At 64.5% G+C, this 20,686-nt stretch carries 23 protein-coding genes; 7 read left to right on the forward strand and 16 right to left on the reverse strand.

The window, feature by feature from the left end:
• Positions 1–8: 8 nt before the first annotated feature.
• From B6V75_RS17235 to B6V75_RS17245, 3 genes are all read left to right on the forward strand, one after another.
• A complete protein-coding gene (locus B6V75_RS17235) occupies positions 9–1,673 on the forward strand; it encodes an acyl-CoA dehydrogenase family protein (RefSeq protein ID WP_088720506.1) in 1,665 nt (554 codons plus the stop codon).
• A 182-nt stretch (positions 1,674–1,855) separates the two neighbouring features.
• Complete coding sequence (locus tag B6V75_RS17240) at positions 1,856–2,854, forward strand: aldehyde reductase (protein WP_168174508.1); 999 nt, start codon at positions 1,856–1,858, stop codon at positions 2,852–2,854.
• 57 nt (positions 2,855–2,911) lie between these two features.
• Positions 2,912–3,415 (forward strand): GNAT family N-acetyltransferase, encoded by a 504-nt coding sequence (locus B6V75_RS17245; protein WP_075776855.1) that lies wholly within the window; start codon positions 2,912–2,914, stop codon positions 3,413–3,415.
• A 178-nt stretch (positions 3,416–3,593) separates the two neighbouring features.
• Here the strand turns inward: B6V75_RS17245 and recO are convergent, their stop codons facing one another.
• On the reverse strand, positions 3,594–4,319 hold the full coding sequence (gene recO, locus B6V75_RS17250) for a DNA repair protein RecO (RefSeq protein WP_088720508.1): 726 nt from the start codon (positions 4,317–4,319) through the stop codon (positions 3,594–3,596).
• Between the two features lie 86 nt (positions 4,320–4,405).
• Here recO and B6V75_RS17255 point away from each other — a divergent pair, with 86 nt between their 5' ends.
• Positions 4,406–5,029, forward strand: coding sequence for a Pr6Pr family membrane protein (locus B6V75_RS17255; protein WP_088720509.1), 624 nt, complete (start codon positions 4,406–4,408; stop codon positions 5,027–5,029).
• Here the strand turns inward: B6V75_RS17255 and B6V75_RS17260 are convergent.
• From B6V75_RS17260 to B6V75_RS17305, 10 genes are all read right to left on the reverse strand, one after another.
• Positions 5,019–5,357 carry a DUF1491 family protein gene (locus B6V75_RS17260; RefSeq protein ID WP_075776852.1) on the reverse strand — a complete coding sequence of 113 codons (339 nt, stop codon included), beginning with the start codon at positions 5,355–5,357 and terminating at the stop codon, positions 5,019–5,021. The genes B6V75_RS17255 and B6V75_RS17260 overlap by 11 nt on opposite strands.
• Positions 5,357–6,262, reverse strand: a complete 906-nt coding sequence (gene era, locus B6V75_RS17265) for a GTPase Era (RefSeq protein WP_088720510.1) — start codon at positions 6,260–6,262, stop codon at positions 5,357–5,359. The genes B6V75_RS17260 and era overlap by 1 nt, the downstream gene beginning before the upstream one ends.
• Before the next feature lie 265 nt (positions 6,263–6,527).
• Positions 6,528–7,220: a ribonuclease III gene (rnc, locus tag B6V75_RS17270; RefSeq protein WP_075776850.1), complete on the reverse strand. Its 693-nt coding sequence runs from the start codon at positions 7,218–7,220 to the stop codon at positions 6,528–6,530.
• A complete protein-coding gene (lepB, locus tag B6V75_RS17275; RefSeq protein WP_075776849.1) occupies positions 7,217–8,005 on the reverse strand; it encodes a signal peptidase I in 789 nt (262 codons plus the stop codon). Before lepB ends, rnc begins: the two co-directional genes overlap by 4 nt.
• A 53-nt stretch (positions 8,006–8,058) precedes the next feature.
• The gene (acpS, locus tag B6V75_RS17280; protein ID WP_075776848.1) at positions 8,059–8,460 is read right to left on the reverse strand and encodes a holo-ACP synthase; all 402 of its coding nucleotides are present in this window, start codon (positions 8,458–8,460) and stop codon (positions 8,059–8,061) included.
• Between the two features lie 6 nt (positions 8,461–8,466).
• On the reverse strand, positions 8,467–9,210 hold the full coding sequence (locus B6V75_RS17285; protein ID WP_088720512.1) for a pyridoxine 5'-phosphate synthase: 744 nt from the start codon (positions 9,208–9,210) through the stop codon (positions 8,467–8,469).
• Positions 9,211–9,286: 76 nt separating this feature from the next.
• Positions 9,287–9,934 carry a pseudouridine synthase gene (locus tag B6V75_RS17290; RefSeq protein ID WP_088720513.1) on the reverse strand — a complete coding sequence of 216 codons (648 nt, stop codon included), beginning with the start codon at positions 9,932–9,934 and terminating at the stop codon, positions 9,287–9,289.
• Positions 9,935–9,973: 39 nt separating this feature from the next.
• Positions 9,974–10,354, reverse strand: coding sequence for a GFA family protein (locus B6V75_RS17295; RefSeq protein ID WP_088720514.1), 381 nt, complete (start codon positions 10,352–10,354; stop codon positions 9,974–9,976).
• Between the two features lie 7 nt (positions 10,355–10,361).
• Positions 10,362–10,814: a GAF domain-containing protein gene (locus B6V75_RS17300; RefSeq protein ID WP_075776844.1), complete on the reverse strand. Its 453-nt coding sequence runs from the start codon at positions 10,812–10,814 to the stop codon at positions 10,362–10,364.
• Positions 10,811–11,989 (reverse strand): acetyl-CoA C-acyltransferase, encoded by a 1,179-nt coding sequence (locus tag B6V75_RS17305; protein WP_088720515.1) that lies wholly within the window; start codon positions 11,987–11,989, stop codon positions 10,811–10,813. Before B6V75_RS17305 ends, B6V75_RS17300 begins: the two co-directional genes overlap by 4 nt.
• A gap of 87 nt (positions 11,990–12,076) precedes the next feature.
• Between B6V75_RS17305 and B6V75_RS17310 the strand changes: the two genes are divergently transcribed.
• Positions 12,077–12,421, forward strand: a complete 345-nt coding sequence (locus B6V75_RS17310) for an STAS domain-containing protein (RefSeq protein WP_075776842.1) — start codon at positions 12,077–12,079, stop codon at positions 12,419–12,421.
• Positions 12,414–12,929 (forward strand): ATP-binding protein, encoded by a 516-nt coding sequence (locus B6V75_RS17315; protein WP_158275138.1) that lies wholly within the window; start codon positions 12,414–12,416, stop codon positions 12,927–12,929. The genes B6V75_RS17310 and B6V75_RS17315 overlap by 8 nt, the downstream gene beginning before the upstream one ends.
• Positions 12,930–12,954: 25 nt before the next feature.
• On the opposite strand, the gene hspQ is transcribed toward B6V75_RS17315, so the two are convergent.
• Complete coding sequence (gene hspQ, locus B6V75_RS17320) at positions 12,955–13,281, reverse strand: heat shock protein HspQ (protein WP_075776841.1); 327 nt, start codon at positions 13,279–13,281, stop codon at positions 12,955–12,957.
• A gap of 190 nt (positions 13,282–13,471) precedes the next feature.
• Between hspQ and B6V75_RS17325 the strand changes: the two genes are divergently transcribed.
• Entirely contained in the window at positions 13,472–14,050 is a 579-nt protein-coding gene (locus tag B6V75_RS17325; protein WP_075776840.1) for a lytic transglycosylase, read from the forward strand.
• Positions 14,051–14,054: 4 nt separating this feature from the next.
• On the opposite strand, the gene B6V75_RS17330 is transcribed toward B6V75_RS17325, so the two are convergent.
• The 4 genes from B6V75_RS17330 to B6V75_RS17345 all read right to left on the reverse strand — a co-directional run bounded on the left by B6V75_RS17330 (position 14,055) and on the right by B6V75_RS17345 (position 20,677).
• Positions 14,055–14,651 carry an outer membrane lipoprotein carrier protein LolA gene (locus tag B6V75_RS17330; RefSeq protein WP_075776891.1) on the reverse strand — a complete coding sequence of 199 codons (597 nt, stop codon included), beginning with the start codon at positions 14,649–14,651 and terminating at the stop codon, positions 14,055–14,057.
• Positions 14,652–14,878: 227 nt separating this feature from the next.
• Positions 14,879–18,049 (reverse strand): DNA translocase FtsK, encoded by a 3,171-nt coding sequence (locus B6V75_RS17335; RefSeq protein WP_088720517.1) that lies wholly within the window; start codon positions 18,047–18,049, stop codon positions 14,879–14,881.
• 12 nt (positions 18,050–18,061) lie between these two features.
• A complete protein-coding gene (locus B6V75_RS17340) occupies positions 18,062–19,240 on the reverse strand; it encodes an aminotransferase class I/II-fold pyridoxal phosphate-dependent enzyme (RefSeq protein ID WP_088720518.1) in 1,179 nt (392 codons plus the stop codon).
• A gap of 120 nt (positions 19,241–19,360) precedes the next feature.
• The gene (locus B6V75_RS17345; RefSeq protein ID WP_088720519.1) at positions 19,361–20,677 is read right to left on the reverse strand and encodes an amidase family protein; all 1,317 of its coding nucleotides are present in this window, start codon (positions 20,675–20,677) and stop codon (positions 19,361–19,363) included.
• Positions 20,678–20,686: the final 9 nt, after the last annotated feature.

A 20,686-nucleotide genomic window follows, 5' to 3' on the forward strand; every position in this document is an offset into this window, starting at 1 on the left:
GCCGACTCATGGCACATGACGGGGCCGATATGCCGACGACGATCATTCTGGATGACCTCCTGAGCCTTGCGGAAGCGAGCCTGCCCGAGCTGGAGACGCTGGTCTCCGACGCGACCGCAAGCCTGCGCAACGCGACGGAGAGAGACGGTCGCATTTCCGGCGCCGCGCTCGAAGCGAACCAGTATCGCGCCCACGGCCTTGCATGGCTGACGACCTATCAGCAGGCGCTCAAACAGCTGCACGGCTGGGCGGCGCGCCTGACCGAGGACGGCAAGCTGGGCGAAATGGAGCAACTGATCCTGCAGATCGGTTTCGGCGAATATCTCGCGCAGATCGCGGGCGGCATCCAGATGAACCAGGGCGAGATGGTGCGCCTGACCGATATGGGCGTCAGCTGGACGCCCTCGGACGCGGCCGCGAAATTGATCGCCGCGGGCAATTCCAACGCCGCCCGAATGCGCCTCGTGGAACTGATGCGCGACGTTCAGGGGCGCTCGATCTTCGGGCAGTCCGGTCTTGATGAAGATCTCGAGATGATCCGCGAGCAGTTCTACCGCTACGCCGAAGATCGCGTGAAGCCGAACGCGCATGAATGGCACCTCAAGGACGAGTTGATCCCGATGGAAATCATCGAGGAACTCGCCGAACTGGGCGTCTTCGGCCTGACCATCCCCGAGGAATATGGCGGGCTCGGCCTGTCGAAAGCCTCGATGGTCGTCGTGACCGAGGAGCTTTCGCGCGGCTATATCGGTGTCGGCTCGCTCGGCACGCGTTCCGAGATCGCGGCAGAGCTGATCATCTGCGGCGGCACCGAGGAGCAGAAGCAGAAATGGCTTCCGGGCCTGTCCTCTGGCGAGATCCTGTCCACCGCCGTTTTCACCGAACCCAATACCGGCTCGGATCTGGGCTCGTTGCGCACCCGCGCGGTCAAGGATGGCGATGACTGGCTGATTACCGGCAACAAGACCTGGATCACCCATGCACAGCGCACCCATGTGATGACGCTGCTCGCGCGCACCGACCCGGCTACCGACAATTACAAAGGCCTGTCGATGTTCCTGGCCGAGAAGACGCCGGGCACCGACGACAACCCCTTCCCCACCGAGGGAATGACCGGCGGCGAGATCGAAGTGCTCGGCTATCGCGGGATGAAGGAATACGAGCTCGGTTTCGACAATTTCCGCGTGAAGGGCGAGAACCTTCTGGGCGGCGAAGAGGGCAAAGGCTTCAAGCAGCTCATGGAGACCTTCGAATCCGCCCGCATCCAGACCGCCGCCCGCGCCGTGGGCGTGGCGCAATCGGCGCTGGAGATCGGGATGCAATACGCGATCGACCGCAAGCAATTCGGCAAGTCGCTGATCGAATTCCCGCGCGTATCCTCGAAACTCGCGATGATGGCGGTGGAGACGATGATCGCCCGCCAGCTGACCTATTTCTCGGCCTGGGAAAAAGATCAGGGCCATCGCTGCGATCTGGAAGCTGGCATGGCGAAACTGCTCGGTGCGCGGGTGGCGTGGGCCGCTGCCGACAACGCGCTGCAGATCCATGGCGGCAACGGCTTCGCGCTGGAATACCAGATCAGCCGTATCCTCTGCGATGCGCGCATCCTGAACATCTTCGAGGGTGCCGCCGAGATTCAGGCGCAGGTGATTGCGCGCAGGCTTTTGGGGTGAGTGCCGTCTCGGAGAGGCTCCAGTTGAGCCTCTCACGCACGAACGCGCCGCGCGTCGCGGCGCCGGGGGCACACTGAAAACACGGGGCGATGCGGGCGATCCTCGCATCGCCCCGTTCTCGTTTGACTCCCGCCCGCAGCCCTCGCAAGCTGAACGAAAGAGTTCAAAGCAGAGAGGCGCGAATGGCCCGCACAATTCTGGTCACCGGCATCACCGGTTTCATCGCCAAACGCATCGCCTATGACCTGCTCACGCAGGGCGAAAAGGTGCGCGGCACGCTGCGCAAGGCCAGCCGGGGCGAAGAGGTGAAAGCGGCGCTTCGCGACCTCGGCCCCGAGGCGCTGGAGCGGCTGAGCTTCGTCGAGGCCGATCTGATGGCGGATGAGGGCTGGGACGCGGCGATGACCGGGGTCGATGCCGTGATCCACACCGCCTCCCCTTTCCCGCTCAGCAACCCCAAGAACGAGGCCGAGGTGATCCAGCCCGCGGTCGAGGGCACCAAGCGGGTGCTGAGCGCAGCGCAGGCCGCCGGCGTGACCCGCGTGATCCAGACCTCCTCGATGGAGGCGGTGATGCATGGCGTGACCTCCGACCTGATTACGGAAGCCGACTGGTCGAACCCGCGCGCGCCGACCTGCAGCGCCTATACGCGCTCGAAGATATTCGCCGAGGAAGCGGCGTGGGAATTCATCGAGGATCACCACGAGATGCAGCTGACGGTGATCAATCCGGGCCTCGTCTGCGGCACGCCGATGGATCGCCGTACCGGCTCGTCGGTCGCGGTGATCGAGCGGTTGATGGCGGGCAAGGACCCGATGGCGCCGGAGTTCGACATTCCGGTGGTCGATGTGGCCGATGTCGCCGCCTGCCATGTCGCGGCGCTCGACCGCCCCGAGAGCATCGGTCGCCGCTATATCTGTGCGGCAAGCTTCATGTCCTTCCTAGAGATGGCGAAGGTACTGAAGGCCGAATTCCCCGACCGCAAGATCCCGACCCGGAAGGCGCCGAACTGGATCGTCTCGATCCTTGCGCTGTTCGACGAACAGATCGCGCTGATCAAGCCGATGCTCGGGATGACGATGCGGCTCAGCAACGAGGCCGCAACGCGCGATCTGGGCGTGGAATTCGTGCCCGCCGCCGAGGCCGTGCGCCGCACCGGACATTTCATCGCGCAGAAATAGCGTTGCGCTCGCCCGGTTTCGCGGCCAAATCTGGCGCGACGAACTGGAGGGGCACAGATGATCCGCGACGCAAAGGCCGAAGACGCAGAGGCGATCACCGAGATTTACAATGACGCGGTGCGCAACACGACCGCGATCTGGAACGAGATCGAAGTCGGCCCCGAGAACCGCCGCGCCTATATCGCGGATCGGCAGGCGGCGGGTTATCCCGTTCTAGTCTGGGAGGAAGATGGGCGCGCCGTAGGCTATGCGAGCTTCGGCCCGTTCCGCCCCCATGACGGCTATCACCTGAGCGTAGAGCATTCCGTATATGTCCATCGCGACCACCGCGCGGGCGGCAAGGGTGCGAAGCTGATGGCGGCACTGATCGAGCGTGCCAAAGAGGGCGGGTTTCACGTCATGGTCGGCGCGATCGATGCCGCAAACGACGGGTCGATCCGGCTGCACGAGCGGCTGGGCTTCACTCAGGTTGGCCTGATGCCGCAGGTTGGCAAGAAGTTCGGGCGCTGGCTGGATCTGGCGCTGCTGACGCTGTTGCTGGACGATCGCGAGCGGCCTTGAGCTTGAGGTGAGGGGCGCGCCCGACCCTTGGGTGGGCGCTGTGCTCCGCCAGTGGCTTGGCGTTTTATCTCGCAAGCCCGCATGCCGGATGTGCCCGCGATGACATCACCAATGCGCCCCCCCGGGGGGAGGGTCGGGCGCGGTCCGGGGCTGGTCGCCCCGCGCCAAGCTCCATGAGCTACCGCACGTTCCGCCCCAGCAAATCCACGAACCGTTGCCGCGCCTCGGGCAAGGGCCGGTCTCCCAGATCCGGCGCCATCCGCTCGCCAAGGAAGAACCCGGTCAGCCGCAGCCCCTGCACGATCTCGCCCAGGCTCGCGGGCCCCTGCCCCAGCAGGCAGAGCGGCAGCGGCAGCAGTCTCGGCACCCATTCCCCGGCCCCCTGACGGCTCACCGCACGCCCCGAGCGCGGGCTGACATAGGCGAGATCGTCGCGCGACCCGGTCACCGCGCAGCGCGACAGGTCGAGCCCGTAGCCCATCTCCTCTAGTAGCCCCAACTCCCAGCGCAGATAGGTCGGCACCCAATCGCCGCCTTCGGCCATCGCGTCGAACAGCGCCTCGGACGCCAGAAACAGCGCGTCATGCGCCTCGCGCTCGGGCAGCGTGAACCGCAGCAGCGCCGTCGCCGCGTTCAGCCCGGCCAAGGCCTGCCGGTCCGACAGGATCACCGCGCGGCTTTGCAGCGGCTCGATCGTATAACTGCCAAGGTGATCTTCCAGCCGCGCGCGCCACGTCGCCGTCACCCGGTTTCCCGGCTGCAAAATTCCCGCCATCTTGCGCGACGCCCCGCCGCGCACCACGCCCGCGTGACGCCCATGCGCCGAGGTGAACAGCTCGACGATCATCGAGCTTTCGCCATGCGGTCGTGCCGAGAGGATCGTGCCGAGGTCTTGCCAGTCCATGGCTGCGACTATCCTTTCCGTGACGTTGCGGCGCAAGCGGCTTCGTGAGTTGCGCAAACGCCCCGCGCCGCACTAGCGTTTGTCGCATGACACGCGCCTCGACCCTTTTCGCCGCCCTGATCGCCCTCGTCGAGTTGACGGCGTTCGGCGCAAGCTTCCTCGACAACATGGCCGAACATCCGCAGGCCGCCGTGCCGCTGGGCATCCTGTGGCTGATGTTTCGCTATTTCACGATCTGGACGAATACGCTGGCGGGGCTCGCCTTCGGCTGGATGGCATGGCGCAAGCGGGCGCTGGCCAAACCGTTCCTTGCCGCTCTGGTGCTGTGGATGCTGATCGTCGGCGTGGTCTATCACCTGCTTCTGGCTGGCGACACGCCGTTGCACGGGCTCGATTACGTCTCGAACCTGCTTTATCACTCCGCAGCCCCGATACTCGTTCCGGTCTGGTGGCTGGCCTTCGCGCCGAAAGGTGGGCTGACGAGCCATCACGCAGTGATCTGGCTGGCCTGGCCGCTGATCTATTTGGTCTATGCGGTGATCCGGGGGCTGGAAACCGGGTTCTACCCGTATTTCTTCCTCAACCTCGACAAGCTCGGCTGGGGCGGACTGGGCCTGTGGTGCGTGAAGTTCCTCGTCGCCTTCTGGATCGGCGGGCTGGTGATCGTCACCTTGGGCCGCGGTCTCAACCGGCTCGGGATCAGCCGCTGAGGCCGTCCTCTTCCAGCAACGTTTGCCCGTCGCGGCTCTCGATCTCGATCACCCAGAGGTCGGGGTCGAAACTGCGCTGCTTGCGGATGCTGGCATCGACCTCGGCCTCGGGCCCGTCATGCAACAGCATCCACGCGCTCTCTCCGGTCATCAGATCCGCGCGCCGCTCGTAGCTTTGCGCGGTCCCGTCGAGGCGGGCACATTTCACCAGAACGGCACCGGAAGATGCCTGCCCATGCGCAGTGACATAGGCCGGAATATTCGCGAGCTCCAGCCGCTTGAGATAGGCGCGGACCCAGAAATCCGTGGTCAGACGCGCCTCGGCCATCACTTCGAGTCCTTGAAATCGAGACCCATTTCGGAATAGCGCTCGGCCTCTTCGAGCCAGTTCGGGCGCACCTTCACCTGCAGGAACAGATGCACGGGCCGGTCGAGAAACTCGATCAGTTCCTCGCGCGCGGCCTTGGAAATCGCCTTGATCGTCTCGCCGCCCTTGCCAAGGATGATCCCCTTGTGGCCGTCCCGGGCGACATAGATCACCTGATCGATCCGCGCGGAGCCGTCCTTGCGCTCCTCCCAGCTCTCGGTTTCGACCGTCAGCTGGTAGGGCAGTTCCTCGTGCAGGCGCAGGGTCAGCTTCTCGCGGGTGATCTCGGCTGCGATCATGCGCATCGGCAGGTCGGCGATCTGGTCTTCCGGATAGAGCCACGGCCCCTCGGGCATCTCACCCGCAAGCCATTCCTTGAGATCCTGCACGCCGTAGCCACGCTCTGCGGAAATCATGAAGGTCTTGGTGAACTCGAACGCTTCGTTGAGCTTCGCGGTCAGGCCCAGAAGCTCCTCGGATTTCACCTTGTCGATCTTGTTGATCGCAAGCGCCACCGGCTGCGTGCCTTCGCGACCGCGCAGGGCCTCGAGAATGCTTTCGACACCCGGGGTGAGGCCGCGATGCGCCTCGACCAGGAGGACGATCATGTCGGCATCGGCCGCCCCGCCCCAAGCGGCATTGACCATTGCGCGGTCCAGACGACGGCGCGGACGGAAGATGCCGGGCGTGTCGACGAAGACGATCTGGCTCTGGCCTTCCATCGCGACGCCACGGATGCGGGCGCGGGTGGTCTGCACCTTGTGGGTGACGATCGAGACCTTCGCGCCAACCATCGCGTTGAGCAGGGTGGATTTGCCCGCATTGGGCTCTCCGATCAGGGCGACGAAACCGGCGCGTGTGGTCATGTGGATTCCTTTTTGGCGATACGCGAAAGCGATACGGGGCGCGGGGTAGCTTATAACGGCGCGTGTTGCCAGTCATCTTGTCATATGGCTTGTGCGACGAGGGCCGCGCCCGATCCTTAGGTGGGCGCTTCGCCCCATTCGTGGCCGGGCAGTTTATCTTTCAAGCCTGAGTGGCGGATATGCCCGCGCCGACATCGCCAATGCGCCCTCCCATGGGGAGGGTCGGGCGCGGCCCGGGGCTGGTCGCCCCGGTCCCACCGAAATCTCAGCCCTCGGCGTCGTCTTCCAGACGTTTCAGCAGCGTCTTCGCCGCCGTCATCTCGCCCTGACGCTTCGATCCGGCCTTGGCCGTTTCGCGCGCGCCGTTCTCCAGACTCACCTCGATGGTGAAATTGGGGGCGTGATCGGGACCGTCGCGATGGGTGATCTCGTAGCGCGGTGGCGGCAGACCGCGTGCCTGCGCCCATTCCTGCAGCGCGGTTTTCGGGTCGCGGGCGTCCTCCTCGACGCTGTCGAGCCGGTCTTCCCAGAGCCGCAGGATCAGCTCCTTCGCCGCCTCGAACCCGCCATCGAGATAGACGGCGGCGATCACCGCCTCCATCGCGTCGCCCAGCAGCGCCAGCTTGCGCCGCCCGCCGGTCATCATCTCGGATCGGCCGAGCTTGAGCACCGCGCCAAGGTCGATCTTGCGGGCGATATCGGCGCAGGCTTCCTTGCGCACGAGCGCGTTGAAGCGCGGCGCCATCTGCCCCTCGGAAGCGGCACGGTCACCTAGGAACAGCGCCTCGGCCATCACGAGGCCCAGAACGCGGTCGCCCAGAAATTCCAGCCGCTGGTTGTCGGGCCGGGTCGGCGTGGAGATCGAGCTATGCGTCAGCGCACGCGCGAGCAGCTCGGGCCGTTTGAACTTGTGCCCGAGGCGCTTCTCGAATGCCTTGATCTCCGCGCTCAGCTTCAATTGATCGCCTTGAAGAACCGATCCGGACGCCAGGTCCAGAAGTAGAACAGCGAGCGACCCGCCGAGGAGAACATCACCCGGTCCGCCCGGCCGATCAGGTTCTCTTTCGGGACGAAGCCGAGACCGCCCACCGATTGCGGGAAGCGGCTGTCCTCGGAATTGTCGCGGTTGTCGCCCATGAAGAAATACATGCCCTCGGGCACGGTGTAGACGGGCGTGTTGTCCACGGGACCGTCATTATTGATCTGCAGAATGTCATGCGTGACGCCGTTGGGCAGCGTCTCGGCATAGCGTTTCTTGATGCAGGTATCGCCCATGCCGACCGGCGAATTCGAGCAGCGCGGCAACAGCCCCTGCGGACCCTGCGGTTGCATGACTTCCTCGAAATCGGGCTCGGGCTTCATCTCGACCGCTTTGCCGTTGATCTGCAGCACGCCGTTGATCATCTGGATCTTGTCGCCCGGCAGGCCGATCAGACGCTTGATGAAATCGACGTTCTTCGTCGGATGGCGGAACACCACCACGTCGCCGCGTTTGGGGTCGCGGGCCAGCAGGCGCCCGTCGAAGGGACAGGCCGAGAACGGGCAGGAATAGCGCGAATAGCCATAGGCCATCTTGTTCACGAAGAGGAAGTCGCCGATCAGCAGCGTGTCCTTCATCGAGCCGGAGGGAATCCAGAAGGGCTGGAAGAACAGCGTGCGGAACACCCCCGCGATCACCAGTGCCCAGACAATCGTCTTGATCGTGTCGAGGATACCGCCCTCGGCCTTGTTCTTCGCCATTATCTCTTACCCTGCCTCAAAATTCCTTGGCCTCAATACGCGGCCTCGCGCCCGAGTCAAGAAAGCTTGCGGGCCTCGATCACGACAAAGGCTTGCGCCCAGGGGTGGTCATCCGTCAGCGTCACATGGATGACGGCCTCGTAACCCTCTGGTGTCATTTCCTTAAGCCGGTCCGCCGCCCAGCCCGTGACCTGCATCACCGGCTGTCCCGTTGGCAGATTCGTGACCGCCATATCCTTCCACGCGATGCCCATCCGCAACCCGGTCCCAAGCGCTTTGGAACAGGCTTCTTTCGCCGCCCACCGTTTGGCATAGGTGCCCGCCACATCCTTGCGGCGCTCGGCCTTGCGCTGCTCGATTTCGGTGAAGACGCGGTTGCGGAAACGGTCGCCGAAGCGTTCGAGCGTGCGCTCGATCCTCTCGATATTCGCGAGATCGGTGCCGATGCCGAGGATCATGCCGCCTCAGCCCCGCGCCGCGTCCATCAGCTTGCGCATATGCACGATCGCGGGGCCGAGCCCTACGAAGATCGCCTCGGAGATCAGGAAATGGCCGATGTTCAACTCGCGGATCTGCTTCATCTCGGCGATCGGCTCGACCGTCTCGTAGGTCAGACCGTGGCCCGCATGGACCTCCAGCCCGAGACTGTCGGCATAGGCTGCGCCCGCTTTCAGCGCCTCCAGCTCGGCATCACGCGCGGCGAAATCGCCCGCGTAATGCATGTCGCAGAAATGGCCGGTATGCAGCTCGATCACCTGCGCGCCGATCTTGGCGGAGGCTTCGATCTGCGCCGGATCATGACCGATGAACATCGACACGCGGATGCCAGCCTCGACGAGCGGCCCCACGTAATCGGTCAGCCGCGAGACATCGCCCGCCACGTCCAGACCGCCTTCGGTCGTCACCTCTTCGCGCTTTTCCGGCACGATGCAGCAGGCATGGGGCAAATGGCGCAGCGCGATCTTCTGCATCTCGGGCGTTGCGGCCATCTCGAAATTCAGCGGGATGTCGATGCCGCCGCGCAGCGCGTCGATATCGGCGTCGCGGATATGGCGGCGGTCTTCGCGCAGATGCGCGGTGATCCCGTCGGCTCCGGCCTGTTCGGCCAGACGCGCGGCGCGCAGCGGGTCAGGATAGGCCGAGCCGCGGGCATTCCGCACGGTGGCGACGTGATCGATATTCACACCAAGGCGCAAGGGTTTGGACATCGGGCTCTCCGCAATAGGTCTCGCAGGAGTATGCCTGCGCGCGCAGGCGGGGAAAAGACCTGCGATTGTATCGGTTTCAGAACGGGACCGGCGCGGTGAAGGTCATATGCATCCCGCCATCGGGATGGCGAAAGCGCAGCGTCTCGGCGTGGAGCATCAGACGCTCGAACTCCTGCGCCTCCCCTTCGGCATAAAGCGGATCGCCGAGGATCGGATGGCCCAGTTCGGCCATATGCACCCGCAGCTGATGGCTGCGCCCGGTCACCGGCATCAGCCGCACCCGCGTCGTGCCATCCTCATGCCGGATAACCCGCCAGTCGGTCTGCGCGGGACGGCCGTTCTGGTGATCGACATGCTGGCGCGGGCGGTTCGGCCAGTCGACACAAAGCGGCAGATCAACCCGGCCTTCCTTATCGGCCAGTTCCCCCCAGAGCCGCGCCTGATAGGCTTTCTTCGTCTGGCGCTTCTCGAATTGCAGACCGAGATGGCGCTGCGCATGGGGCGTCAGCGCGAAGACCATCACACCCGAGGTATCGGTATCGAGCCGATGGACCAGCAGCACCTCGGGGTAAATCCCCCGCAGCCGCGCAATGAGGCAATCGGCCTTGTCCGGCCCCTTGCCCGGCACCGAGAGAAGCCCCGCCTGCTTGTCGACCACGAGGATTTCGTGATCGGCATGAAGGATGCGCGGGGCCTCCTGTGGCGGGTCATAGACATAACTCATGGACTGCGAGATGCACTGCGCCGCCTGTCGGGTCAAGCCTCAGGGCGATTGGGGCGGCCCCGGCTCTATTTCGTAGTAATCGCCCTTGTACGCCACGAAGATATGCTCCGCCATCGAAAGCCCGGTCGGCAGGTCAAGCGTGCCCGCCGCGATCGAGATCCGTCCCTCCCCATCCAGACGCCAGAACAGCGAGCTGCCGCAGACCGCGCAAAAGCCCCGCTCCGCCGTCTCCGAAGAGCGATACCAGCGCAGCCCGTCGCGGTTGATCAGCACGAGCTGATGGGCGTCGACCTGCGACGAGGCCCAGACATGGCCGGAGGTCTTGCGGCACTGGGAGCAATGACACGCCACCACGGGCTGCATCTCTCCCTCGACCTCGTAGCTGACCGCCCCGCACAGGCACGCGCCGGTATGTTTCATCGCTTCCTCACAAATGGCCGAACACGTTTTTCAGGATCGCTTCCAGCGCCGCGGCATCCGCCTCGGTGAAGGCGTCGGGCTGGTCGCTGTCGATATCCAGCACCGCGATGAGGCCCCGCTGCGCATAGACCGGGATCACCAGTTCCGAACGGGTGGAGCTGGCGCAGGCGATATGGCCCGGGAAAGCCTCGACATCGGGCACCAGTTGCGTGCGCCCCTCGCGGGCCGCCGCCCCGCAGACCCCGCGCGAGAACGGGATCACGAGACAGCCATGCCCCCCCTGATAGGGGCCGATCTTCAGTAGTTCCGGCTCGGTGACCCGGTAGAAGCCGGTCCAGTCGAAGCGGTCATCCGCGTGGTGGATTTCGCAGGCGAGCGTCGCCATCAGCGCGACCTCGTCGGTCTCGCCCTCGGTCAGCGCCGCGATGCGTTTCGTCAGGTCTTGGTAATCCACGTTCATACCCGTTCAATCGCGATGGCCGTGCCCTCGCCCCCACCGATGCAGATCGCGGCCACGCCGCGCTTGAGACCGGCCTTTTCCAGCGCATTGAGCAGCGTCACGATGATCCGCGCACCCGACGCGCCGATCGGATGGCCAAGCGCACAGGCGCCGCCATTCACGTTTACCTTGTCATGCGAAATGCCCAGCTTGTGCATGAAGGCCATTGGCACGACCGCGAAGGCCTCGTTGACCTCCCAAAGATCGACATCCTCGATCGTCCAGCCCAGCTTCTTCAGCAGCTTCTCCGCCGCCGGCACCGGAGCCGTCGGGAAATCGGCCGGCGCCTGCGCATGGCTCGCATGGCCCAGAATGCGTGCGCGGATCGGCAGCCCCTCGGCCTTCGCCGCAGACTCCGAGGCCAGCACCAGCGCCGCCGCCCCGTCCGAGATCGAGGACGAATTCGCCGCCGTCACCGTGCCGTCCTTGCGGAAGGCGGGCTTGAGTTGGGGGATTTTGTCGGGGCGCGCATTACCCGGCTGCTCGTCGATCGCGACCACGGTCTCGCCTTTGCGGCTCTTCACCGTCACGGGCGCGATCTCACCCGCGAAGGCCCCGGATTTCTCCGCGGCAACGGCACGGTTCAGCGACGCCATCGCGTAATCGTCCTGCGCCTCGCGGGTAAACTGGAACGCCTGCGCGCAATCCTCCGCGAAGGTGCCCATCAGGCGCCCCTTGTCATAGGCGTCCTCCAGCCCGTCGAGGAACATGTGATCGAGCGCCTGCGCATGGCCGAGCCGCGCCCCTGCGCGCATCTTCGGCAGCATGTAAGGCGCGTTGGTCATGCTCTCCATGCCGCCCGCGACCATCACCCCGGTCTGGCCAAGCGCGATCTGGTCATAGGCCACCATTGCCGCTTTCATGCCCGAGCCGCACATCTTGTTCAGCGTCGTCGCGGGCACCTCTTCGCCGAGGCCCGCCGCGAAACCCGCCTGCCGCGCGGGCGCCTGCCCCTGACCTGCGGGCAGCACGCAGCCCATCAGCACTTCCTCGATGCGCGCAGGCGCGACACCCGCACCGTCCATCGCTGCCTTGATGGCGACACCGCCCAGTTCGGACGCAGACACACCTGCGAAGACGCCCTGCATCCCACCCATCGGCGTGCGCGACGCTCCGACGATCACCACGTTTTCCATGATATCCTCCAAAATCCTGTTCCACGGATACCGAATGGTAAGCATTGCCGTCTAGCCTTCCCGTCAGATCAACCGCGGGAGGCGTACATGAACCTTACTGCCGAAGCGCTGAAAGGCGCGCTTGTCGTCCATCTGGCCGAGGCGCGGCTGGACGCTGCGATCGCCCTCAGGTTCAAGGAACGGATGCGCGATGTGACGATGCAGCCCGCGCCGCGGGTACTGCTCGACCTTTCGAAGGTGGAGTTTCTCGACAGTTCCGGCCTCGGCGCGGTGGTGGCGGTGATGAAATCGCTCGCCCCCGACCGACAGCTGGAGCTTTGCGGGCTGACACCGAATGTGGTGAAAGTTTTCCGCCTCACCCGCATGAATTCGGTCCTGCCGATCCATGCCGATCTCGCAACCGCCTTGGGGAAGGACCGGAGATATGCGTGAGCGTCTGAATGCAAGAGCCCCCGCCACGACTGCGCGCCCAGACCCCCGCCCGGATGGGGGCGAGGTGCGCGTCTTCAACCTCAGCTTCCCGGCGACACCGATCGCGGTGCGTGATGCCCTGCGGGCTGCGGTGGCGCGTTTCATCCGTCTGATGACCGAGGAAGAGGCCGGAACACTGGAACTGATCCTCGCGGAAATCCTCAACAACATCGTCGAACACAGCTACGGCGAAAGCGAGGAGGGCGTGATCGCGTTATCCATCGTCCGCGACCGAAAAGGGCTCAACTGTTCGGTCAGCGATGACGGGATCCCTCTGCCCCCGGCCTGCCTCGACCTCCGGGACCGCGACCCGGAGCGGCCCGACCCGAGCAGCCTGCCCGAAGGCGGCTTCGGCTGGTTCCTGATCCGCGACCTCGCGACCGATCTTGGTTATCACCGGCAGGACGGGCGCAATCTGCTGGCCTTCCGGATGCCGCTGGAACCGGTCGAGATACTCCAAGAGGGATAAGCCGGCGCCGAACCCGCAGGGTCGTTCAGTTCATCTGGAATTGCAGCCGATAGGAGCCGTTTCCGAACTCACCGAACAGATCATCGAGATCGGGATGGCTCACCGGCTCGCCGGAGAAATCCGCGACGAGGTTCTGCTCGGACACATAGGCCACATAGTAGCTTTCGTCGTTCTCCGCGAGCAGGTGGTAATAGGGCTGATCCTTGGACGGGCGCGACTCCTCGGGGATCGCGTCGTACCATTCCTGCGAGTTGGAGAAGATTGCATCGACGTCGAAGACCACCCCCCGGAACGGGTGGTTGCGATGTCGCACCACTTGGCCGATGTGATATTTCGCGTGCGTGGTATGCATGTCTATCCTCATACCTAATACCTAAATCGTGAAACCGCTCAGGTCCACGTTTTCGCCTCATTTCCGCCGGAAACAGATTGTCCGATTCGTCGCGACAGTCCGCTGACATCGTGCGTTTCCCGGTTTTCGAACGGGCCAATTACGCATAGGATGACAAAAAACAAGGCCGTCAGAGCAAAGAAGAGCAGCTATGAAGAAATACCTCGCCCTCGGCGTATTGCTTGCGGTGGCCGCCTGCGGAGGCGGACCGTCCAAGCCCCCGCGCAACCTTGATGACGCCTGCGCGATCATCAAGGAGCGTCCGCAATATTTCAACGCCATGCGCCGGACGGAGGCCCGATGGGGCGTTCCGGTCGCGGTTCAGATGGCCACGATCCACCAGGAAAGCAAGTTCGACGGCAACGCGAAGACACCGCAGCGCTTCGCGCTCGGGATAATCCCGCTGGGCCGCCAGAGCTCTGCCTACGGCTACAGCCAAGCCCTCGACGGCACCTGGGACGAGTATCGCGAAGATACCCGTCGCTTCGGTGCCCGGCGCAACCGCATCTCGGATGCCACCGACTTCATGGGTTGGTACATGGATGGCACGCAGAAGAAGCTCGGCATCTCCAAGGCCGACGCGCGCAACCAGTATCTCGCCTATCACGAAGGGCGCGGCGGCTATTCGCGCGGGTCACACCGGTCGAAATCCTGGCTTCTCGCCGTGGCCGACCGAGTCGCATCCCGCGCGCAGATGTACGAGATCCAGCTTCAAGCCTGCCGGCGCTGAACAATCAGCGCCGCTGGGCCAACGCCTGGTCGATCGAGAACATCGAGGTGGCAAAGTTGCCGCCTTTTTGGAGGTTGTTGAGGATCGTCGTGGTCTTCTCGCCCGACTGGTTGGTGATCACCCATTGGCGCAGCTCAACCGGCCCGTCAGTGAAGATGAGCTGAATATTCCCGTATTCAGGATGCTGCGGGTCCTGCGCGGTGACGATCGTCTTCGGCCCGTCCGTCGTGTAGCCCACGACCATACCGTTACGATTCAGGTCGATATTGCGCCCGAGGATCAGGTTCAGCGGCGTCTTCACCAGCGGGTATTGCTCCGGTGGCTGGTTCGATTTCGGATCGAACACAGCGACGCGGTTAGCCGAGGCCAGCACCAAAGTCTTGTCGTTATTGTATTGGAAGCGCGCCCGGCCGGGCCGCTTGATGAACAGCTTGCCGGTCGAGATAGACCCGTCCGAGTTGACCTGCGTGAAATCCGCCGAAGCGGAGGTCAGCGAGTTCAGATAGGACGATATCTGATTCAGCGAGACTTTCCCGGCCGAGGCCGGAAGGGCGAGCGCCAGCGTGAAGATCGCGGCGAGCAGGATGCGGATCTGTTTCATGACCATAGATTTAGGCACTCCTTGCGAAAGCGGAAGTCCCGCCGTAACGCGCCAATCGCGCTGCGGGTCCGTCTTGAGCGCATTTGCGCCGAACCGGGGATGTCATTCAATAACATCTCCCCCAGTATCGGATGACAGCACACCGGGTGCGGATAGCCCGTGCGGCCCAATGTAAAACGCCCCGAGGTCTCCCCCGGGGGCGCTCTGCATTTCAGATTGTGACCGGCTTATTGCTGTTCGGGCACGAGGATTTCGCGCTTGCCGACATGGTTCGCCGAGGACACGACGCCCTGATCCTCCATCTGCTCCACGAGGCGCGCGGCCTTGTTGTAGCCGATGCCCAGCTTGCGCTGGATGTAGGAGGTCGAGCATTTGCGATCCTTTATCACGATGCCCACCGCCTGATCATAGAGCGCATCCTCGCCGCCGGTATTGCCGCCAGTGTTGAGGCCCAGCACCTGATCGATGTCGGAAGCCACCTCGTCATCGGGACCCTCGACCACGCCAGACATATAGGCCGGCGGACCGAAGCTCTTGAGGTGGTTGACGATTTCCTCGACTTCCTCGTCGGACACGAAGGGCCCGTGGCAACGGGTAATCTTGCCGCCGCCCGCCATGTAGAGCATGTCGCCCATGCCCAAAAGCTGCTCGGCGCCCTGCTCGCCCAGAATGGTGCGGCTGTCGATCTTCGACGTCACCTGGAAGGAGATCCGGGTCGGGAAGTTCGCCTTGATCGTGCCGGTGATGACATCGACCGAGGGGCGCTGCGTCGCCATGATCAGGTGGATGCCCGAGGCCCGCGCCATCTGCGCCAGACGCTGGATGCAGGCTTCGATTTCTTTGCCCGCGACCATCATCAGGTCCGCCATCTCGTCGACGATCACGACGATATAGGGGAAGGGTTCGGGCTGGAATTCATCCGTCTCGAAGATCGGCTCGCCGGTCTCCTCGTCGAAGCCGGTCTGCACGGTGCGCTTGAACATCTCGCCTTTCTCAAGGCTCTCCTTCACGCGGCCGTTGTAGCCCTCGATGTTGCGCACGCCCATCTTGGACATCTTGCGATAGCGCTCTTCCATCTCGGAGACGACCCATTTCAGGGCGACGACGGCTTTCTTCGGATCGGTCACGACGGGGCTGAGCAGATGCGGGATGCCGTCATAAACGGAGAGTTCGAGCATCTTCGGGTCGATCATGATCAGGCGGCACTCTTCCGGCGTCAGACGGTAGAGGAGCGACAGGATCATCGTGTTGATCGCGACGGATTTACCCGAACCGGTCGTCCCCGCGATCAGCAGGTGGGGCATCTTGGCGAGGTTGGTCACGATAGGCTCGCCACCTATCGTCTTACCCAGAGCCAGCGGCAGCTTGATGTTCTTGTCGTCGAAGTCGCGCGCCGAGAGAATCTCGCGCAGCACCACCTTCTCGCGGTGATCGTTCGGCAGTTCGATGCCGATCACCGAACGGCCCGGCACGGTCGAAACGCGTGCCGACAGCGCCGACATCGAGCGGGCGATATCGTCGGCCAGACCGATCACGCGGCTGGCTTTGAGACCCGGCGCGGGCTCGAGTTCATACATCGTGACAACCGGGCCCGGGCGGACCGAGACGATCTCGCCCTTCACACCGTAATCGTCGAGCACCGTCTCGAGCATCCGTGCGTTCTCTTCCAGCGCCTCATCCGAGAGCTGGTGACGCTGGATCGTCGTGGGATTGGTCAGCAGCGACAGCGGCGGCATTTCGAAGGGCGCAGTCTGCGGCTTCTCGAAAGTCATCTTGGGCTGCGCCTCTTCGATCGCACGACGCGACGGGGCCGCGGGTTTCGCCGCGGGCTGCACCACGCGCTTCGGCTCGGGCTGCTTGATGACCTGACGGTCGAGGCCACGCGCCGAGGCCGGGATTTCCGGCACCACGTCTTCCTCGATCCATTGCGCATTGCCGGTCTCGTCGAAGGAATGTGGCTCGCCGGCATAGAAATGCTCGGTGCGCATATCGCGGAGATCGGGTTCGAAGCCTTCGTAATCCGGGTGGGTCCAGTCGCGGCTCTCTTCGCCTGCGTATTCGCGTTCCTGTGCGACCTGCTCGGCAGCCGTCATATGCGGCTCTTCGGCCTCGGCATAGGTCGCCATTTCGGGCGCGCGCTCCGGGGCGGTTGCGGCCGGTGCGCCGAAGCCCGGCATGAAACGCGGCTTGGCCCGAAGCGGTGGCTCCGCACGCAATTGCGGCTCGGCCCGCAGCCGCGGCTCCTGATGGACCACCTGCGGCTGGCGCGGGCCGCGCGCGAGACGCTTGGCGACGGCGGCGAGCACCGAGGCCGAAGGGCGCGGCGGCTCCGGCTCGGGCTCGGCGAAGGTTTCGGGCATATCGTGATGCAGCGGCGCTCCGGCAGGCTCGGGCGCGTAATCGGTGGCGACCGGTGCGGCCTTGCGGTTCTGCACCGCCTGGCTGATGCGCGCACGGATCCGATCTTCGGTGGGCGCGGCCGGCGGCTTGTCCTCCCAATAGGGTTCGGTCTCGAACAGCTCCGGCGAGGCATCATAGGGATCGTAGTCCGGCTCCACCGGGCGACGGATGCGAGACAGGAAGGACGGGCGCGCGGCCGGGGCGGCTTCGACCTCCGGGGCCCAATGCTGCGCGGCGAGCGCCTGCTGCTCTTCCCAAGCCGCCTGCTCAGCGGCACGTTCGGCGGCTTCGGCGCGACGCTGGCGCGCACGCTCCGCCGCCGAGCGCGCCCCCATGACCGAGGCCGAGGCCCCGCGACCCAGAACGTTCATCACACCGACATAGACCGCGACCGTGCCCAGCCACATGAAACGCGTGATCGCGCGCAACTCGGGCTTGGTGAAGCCGAGAACGAAGGTCGCCATCGCCAGCATCGCCGCGGCGAGGACCAGCGAAAGAAGCTTCAGCCCGACCACGCCAGAAATCGGGACGATCCCCAGCATCGCACCCGCGATCATATCGCCGAAATGCCCACCAAGGCCGAAGGCCTGACCCCATTGATCGCCCGGCACCAGAAGCGCTGCATAGACGGAGGCGACGGCCACGGCGATCGGGAAGAAGATCATCCGCGAAACGAGGCGCTCTTCGCCGCGATGGGTGATCATGCGCAGGCCCCAGGCCACCAGCGCCGCAGGCAGCAACCACGCGCCGTGACCCACGATCACGAACAACGGCGAGGCGATCCCGGCGCCGATCCGGCCGAGCCAGTTCTGCACCGGCTCATCCGAGGCTGCCATCCAGCTTGGATCTTCGGGATGATAGGAGAAAAGCATCATCGCGGCGAGCAGGCCGAAGACGACCAGCAGCCCCCCTACCAATTCCTTGCCACGCCGTTCCAGAACGGCTTGCGTGTCCTGATCGAAAAGCGGATCGCGCTGTCGAACCTGATAAGATGCCATAACCTACCGTCCTCAACCGTATAGGCAGTCGCGAAGCTGCGTGAGCCCGCGCTGCGTTTCTGCTTTTGGGGCGACCAGAGCCACCCTAATATATTTCTGGCCGGGGTTTTCCCCGTTCACCTCGCGCGCGAGATAGGCGCCCGGCAGCACGCGAATGCCGGTCTCTTTCCAAAGCTTGAGCGCCGCTGCCTCCCCGTCTTCGACGGGAAGCCAGAGGAAGAAACCGCCCTGCGGCAGCTGGAAGCCATCGACGCCGTCGAAGATCTGTCCCGCGATCTCGTATTTCTCGGCGTAAAGGCGACGATTTTCCGTGACATGAGCCTCATCCGCCCAAGCCCGTTCTGCGACGCGCTGCAGCGGTTGCGGCAGCGGTGAACCGGCATAGGCGCGCAGGCGACGGATATGTTTAATGCTTTGCGGCCCGGCGGCGAGGAAGCCCGAGCGCAGACCCGGCAGGTTCGACCGCTTCGAGAGCGAATGGAAGATCACCACGCGCTCGGGGTCGATGCCTTCCTCGGCGGCGACCTGTGCCGCACCGGGCGGCGGGGCCTCGCGCCAGATCTCGGAATAGCACTCGTCAGCGAAAACCATGAAGTCGTGCTTCTCGGCCAGATGCAGCAGATCGGCCAGATATTCGCGGCTCGCGACTGCGCCCTGCGGGTTCGAGGGCGAGCACAGATAGGCGACGGTGACGCGGTCCAGCACCTCCGCCGGAAGTGCCGCATAATTAGGCAAAAACCCGGTCTCGGCGCCTGCGGGCACGAAAACCGGCTCCGCGCCGACCGCTGCCGCGGCCACCGCGTAGACCTGATAGAACGGGTTCGGGATCGCGATCACGGGCGTCTTGCCGCGTTTCTGTTCGGGCGAAAGTGCCATCGCGGCGTTGTAAAGACCCTCGCGGGTGCCGTTGAGCGCCATGATCCGCTCCGGCCCGATCTCGACCGAATAGCGCCGCTTGAGCCAGCCAGAGATCGCGTCCAGCAATTCGGGAGTGCCGTCGTTGGCGGGATATTTCCCAAACTCTCCAAGGCATTGCGCAATGACATCACCCACGAACTCGGGCATCGGATGGCGCGGCTCACCGATGGACATGGCCAAGACGTCGCCGCCCGGTTCATGCGAATCGAGCAGCGCGCGCAAACGCGGAAATGCGTATTCGGGCAGGTTCGAAAACCGCTCGGGAAAGTCCATCTGTGCCTCATCGAATGGGGTCTATGTCGCCCCTTATTACCGACGAGGTTACAAAAGCTCCGCCGTTTCGTCCAGAAAAAGACAAGCTCCAGAGCGGGTTGACCACAAGAAATGTGGTTTTCAGGCCAGCGCCGATTCGGCGCACATGCCCAAACGCAGCAATCGATCCTCTGTCATGGGCGGCGCCATCAGCGAAATACCACAGCTTGGGATTCCCGTCGGAAGGTTCAGCGCGCACAGCCCCAGCACGTTGCCGATCCGGGTGTTGCGCAGCGCGAGCACGTTTTCCTCTTGGAAATAGCGCTTGTCGCTGAGAAGGCGGCGGACATCGGGCGGCAGGATCGGCGATGTCGGCACCAGAACGGCGTCATATTCCGCAGTCGCCTCCAGATAGGCGGCGCGATAGCCCTCCAGCGCGTGCCACCCCTTGGCGTAATCCGAGGCCAGAGCGTCGCGCCCGCTGCGGAACCGCTCGAGGATCGCTGCGAACATCTTCTCGGGCGCGGCTTCGATCTCGTGCTTCCATTCGCCATAGGCCTCGGGCGCGAAGAGAACGCCGGAAAGGTCCATCGCCGGGCGCACCATCGGCAAGCCCCGCCGCTCGATCACCGCACCCGCCTTAGCGAAGGCCTCAACAGCCCGCTCAAAGCCTTGCACCGGCTTTTCGCGGGTGCCCTCGAACGGCAGCCCTTCGAGCACCAGCAGCCGTTTGCCACTGAGGCTTGCGTCGCGCAGATCCGGCGCGGCACGCCCTTCGAGCAGCGCCAGCACGTGGGCCGCGTCCTCGACGTTGCGTGTCAACGGACCGATCGTGTCGAAGCTCCTACACAGCGGCACGACACCCTTGGTCGTGATCCGGCCATGCGTGGTCTTCAGCCCCACCAGATCGTTCCATGCCGCAGGAATGCGCACCGACCCGCCCGTGTCCGATCCGACGGCCGCCGCCGCCAAGCCGCGCGCCACCGACAGCGCCGCTCCGGAGGAAGACCCGCCCGGCGCGAGTTCGGGATCATGGATGTTCGGCGGCGTCGCCGTCATCGGGTTCACGCCCAGCCCGGAGAAAGCCAGTTCGGTCATATGCGTCTTGCCCAGACAGACCGAGCCCCCCAGCGTGGCCTCGATCAGCACATCGGCGTCGCGCTCGGGCACGCGCCCGGCCAGCAACCGCGTGCCCGCTTCCGTCGCCACGCCCGCGGTGTCGAACAGATCCTTCCACGACAGCGCAACGCCATCGAGCATCCCGCGCCGACGGCCCTGCTTGGCGCGCTGATGCGCGGCCATCGCCTCGTCGCGGGCGCGCTGCGGCGTAAGGCGTGCATAGATGTCTTCCGACGCTTCAGCCGCTGCGAGATAGGCCTCGGTCTGCTCCACCGGATCGAGCTGCCCGGCGGCGATCGCCCGCCCTTGCTCCGCAGCCCCTGCCAGACGCCATTCCATACCCCACCT

Origin of the sequence: Thioclava sp. F1Mire-8 (genome assembly GCF_002213165.1) — a bacterium.
In the GTDB taxonomy this organism is placed as follows: Bacteria; Pseudomonadota; Alphaproteobacteria; order Rhodobacterales; family Rhodobacteraceae; genus Thioclava; species Thioclava nitratireducens.

Excerpts from the sequence above, each read along its gene's own strand:
- B6V75_RS17310 (WP_075776842.1), top strand. The coding sequence starts at position 12,077 with ATGAACCTTACTGCCGAAGCGCTGAAAGGCGCGCTTGTCGTCCATCTG.
- B6V75_RS17295 (WP_088720514.1), bottom strand. The coding sequence starts at position 10,354 with ATGAAACATACCGGCGCGTGCCTGTGCGGGGCGGTCAGCTACGAGGTC.
- B6V75_RS17330 (WP_075776891.1), bottom strand. The coding sequence starts at position 14,651 with ATGAAACAGATCCGCATCCTGCTCGCCGCGATCTTCACGCTGGCGCTC.
- B6V75_RS17245 (WP_075776855.1), top strand. The coding sequence starts at position 2,912 with ATGATCCGCGACGCAAAGGCCGAAGACGCAGAGGCGATCACCGAGATT.
- B6V75_RS17325 (WP_075776840.1), top strand. The coding sequence starts at position 13,472 with ATGAAGAAATACCTCGCCCTCGGCGTATTGCTTGCGGTGGCCGCCTGC.
- B6V75_RS17260 (WP_075776852.1), bottom strand. The coding sequence starts at position 5,357 with ATGGCCGAGGCGCGTCTGACCACGGATTTCTGGGTCCGCGCCTATCTC.
- B6V75_RS17340 (WP_088720518.1), bottom strand. The coding sequence starts at position 19,240 with ATGGACTTTCCCGAGCGGTTTTCGAACCTGCCCGAATACGCATTTCCG.
- recO (WP_088720508.1), bottom strand. The coding sequence starts at position 4,319 with ATGGACTGGCAAGACCTCGGCACGATCCTCTCGGCACGACCGCATGGC.
- era (WP_088720510.1), bottom strand. The coding sequence starts at position 6,262 with ATGACCACACGCGCCGGTTTCGTCGCCCTGATCGGAGAGCCCAATGCG.
- acpS (WP_075776848.1), bottom strand. The coding sequence starts at position 8,460 with ATGATCCTCGGCATCGGCACCGATCTCGCGAATATCGAGAGGATCGAG.
- hspQ (WP_075776841.1), bottom strand. The coding sequence starts at position 13,281 with ATGCATACCACGCACGCGAAATATCACATCGGCCAAGTGGTGCGACAT.
- B6V75_RS17315 (WP_158275138.1), top strand. The coding sequence starts at position 12,414 with ATGCGTGAGCGTCTGAATGCAAGAGCCCCCGCCACGACTGCGCGCCCA.
- B6V75_RS17345 (WP_088720519.1), bottom strand. The coding sequence starts at position 20,677 with ATGGAATGGCGTCTGGCAGGGGCTGCGGAGCAAGGGCGGGCGATCGCC.
- B6V75_RS17335 (WP_088720517.1), bottom strand. The coding sequence starts at position 18,049 with ATGGCATCTTATCAGGTTCGACAGCGCGATCCGCTTTTCGATCAGGAC.
- B6V75_RS17285 (WP_088720512.1), bottom strand. The coding sequence starts at position 9,210 with ATGTCCAAACCCTTGCGCCTTGGTGTGAATATCGATCACGTCGCCACC.
- B6V75_RS17290 (WP_088720513.1), bottom strand. The coding sequence starts at position 9,934 with ATGAGTTATGTCTATGACCCGCCACAGGAGGCCCCGCGCATCCTTCAT.
- B6V75_RS17235 (WP_088720506.1), top strand. The coding sequence starts at position 9 with ATGGCACATGACGGGGCCGATATGCCGACGACGATCATTCTGGATGAC.
- B6V75_RS17255 (WP_088720509.1), top strand. The coding sequence starts at position 4,406 with ATGACACGCGCCTCGACCCTTTTCGCCGCCCTGATCGCCCTCGTCGAG.
- B6V75_RS17300 (WP_075776844.1), bottom strand. The coding sequence starts at position 10,814 with ATGAACGTGGATTACCAAGACCTGACGAAACGCATCGCGGCGCTGACC.
- B6V75_RS17240 (WP_168174508.1), top strand. The coding sequence starts at position 1,856 with ATGGCCCGCACAATTCTGGTCACCGGCATCACCGGTTTCATCGCCAAA.
- B6V75_RS17305 (WP_088720515.1), bottom strand. The coding sequence starts at position 11,989 with ATGGAAAACGTGGTGATCGTCGGAGCGTCGCGCACGCCGATGGGTGGG.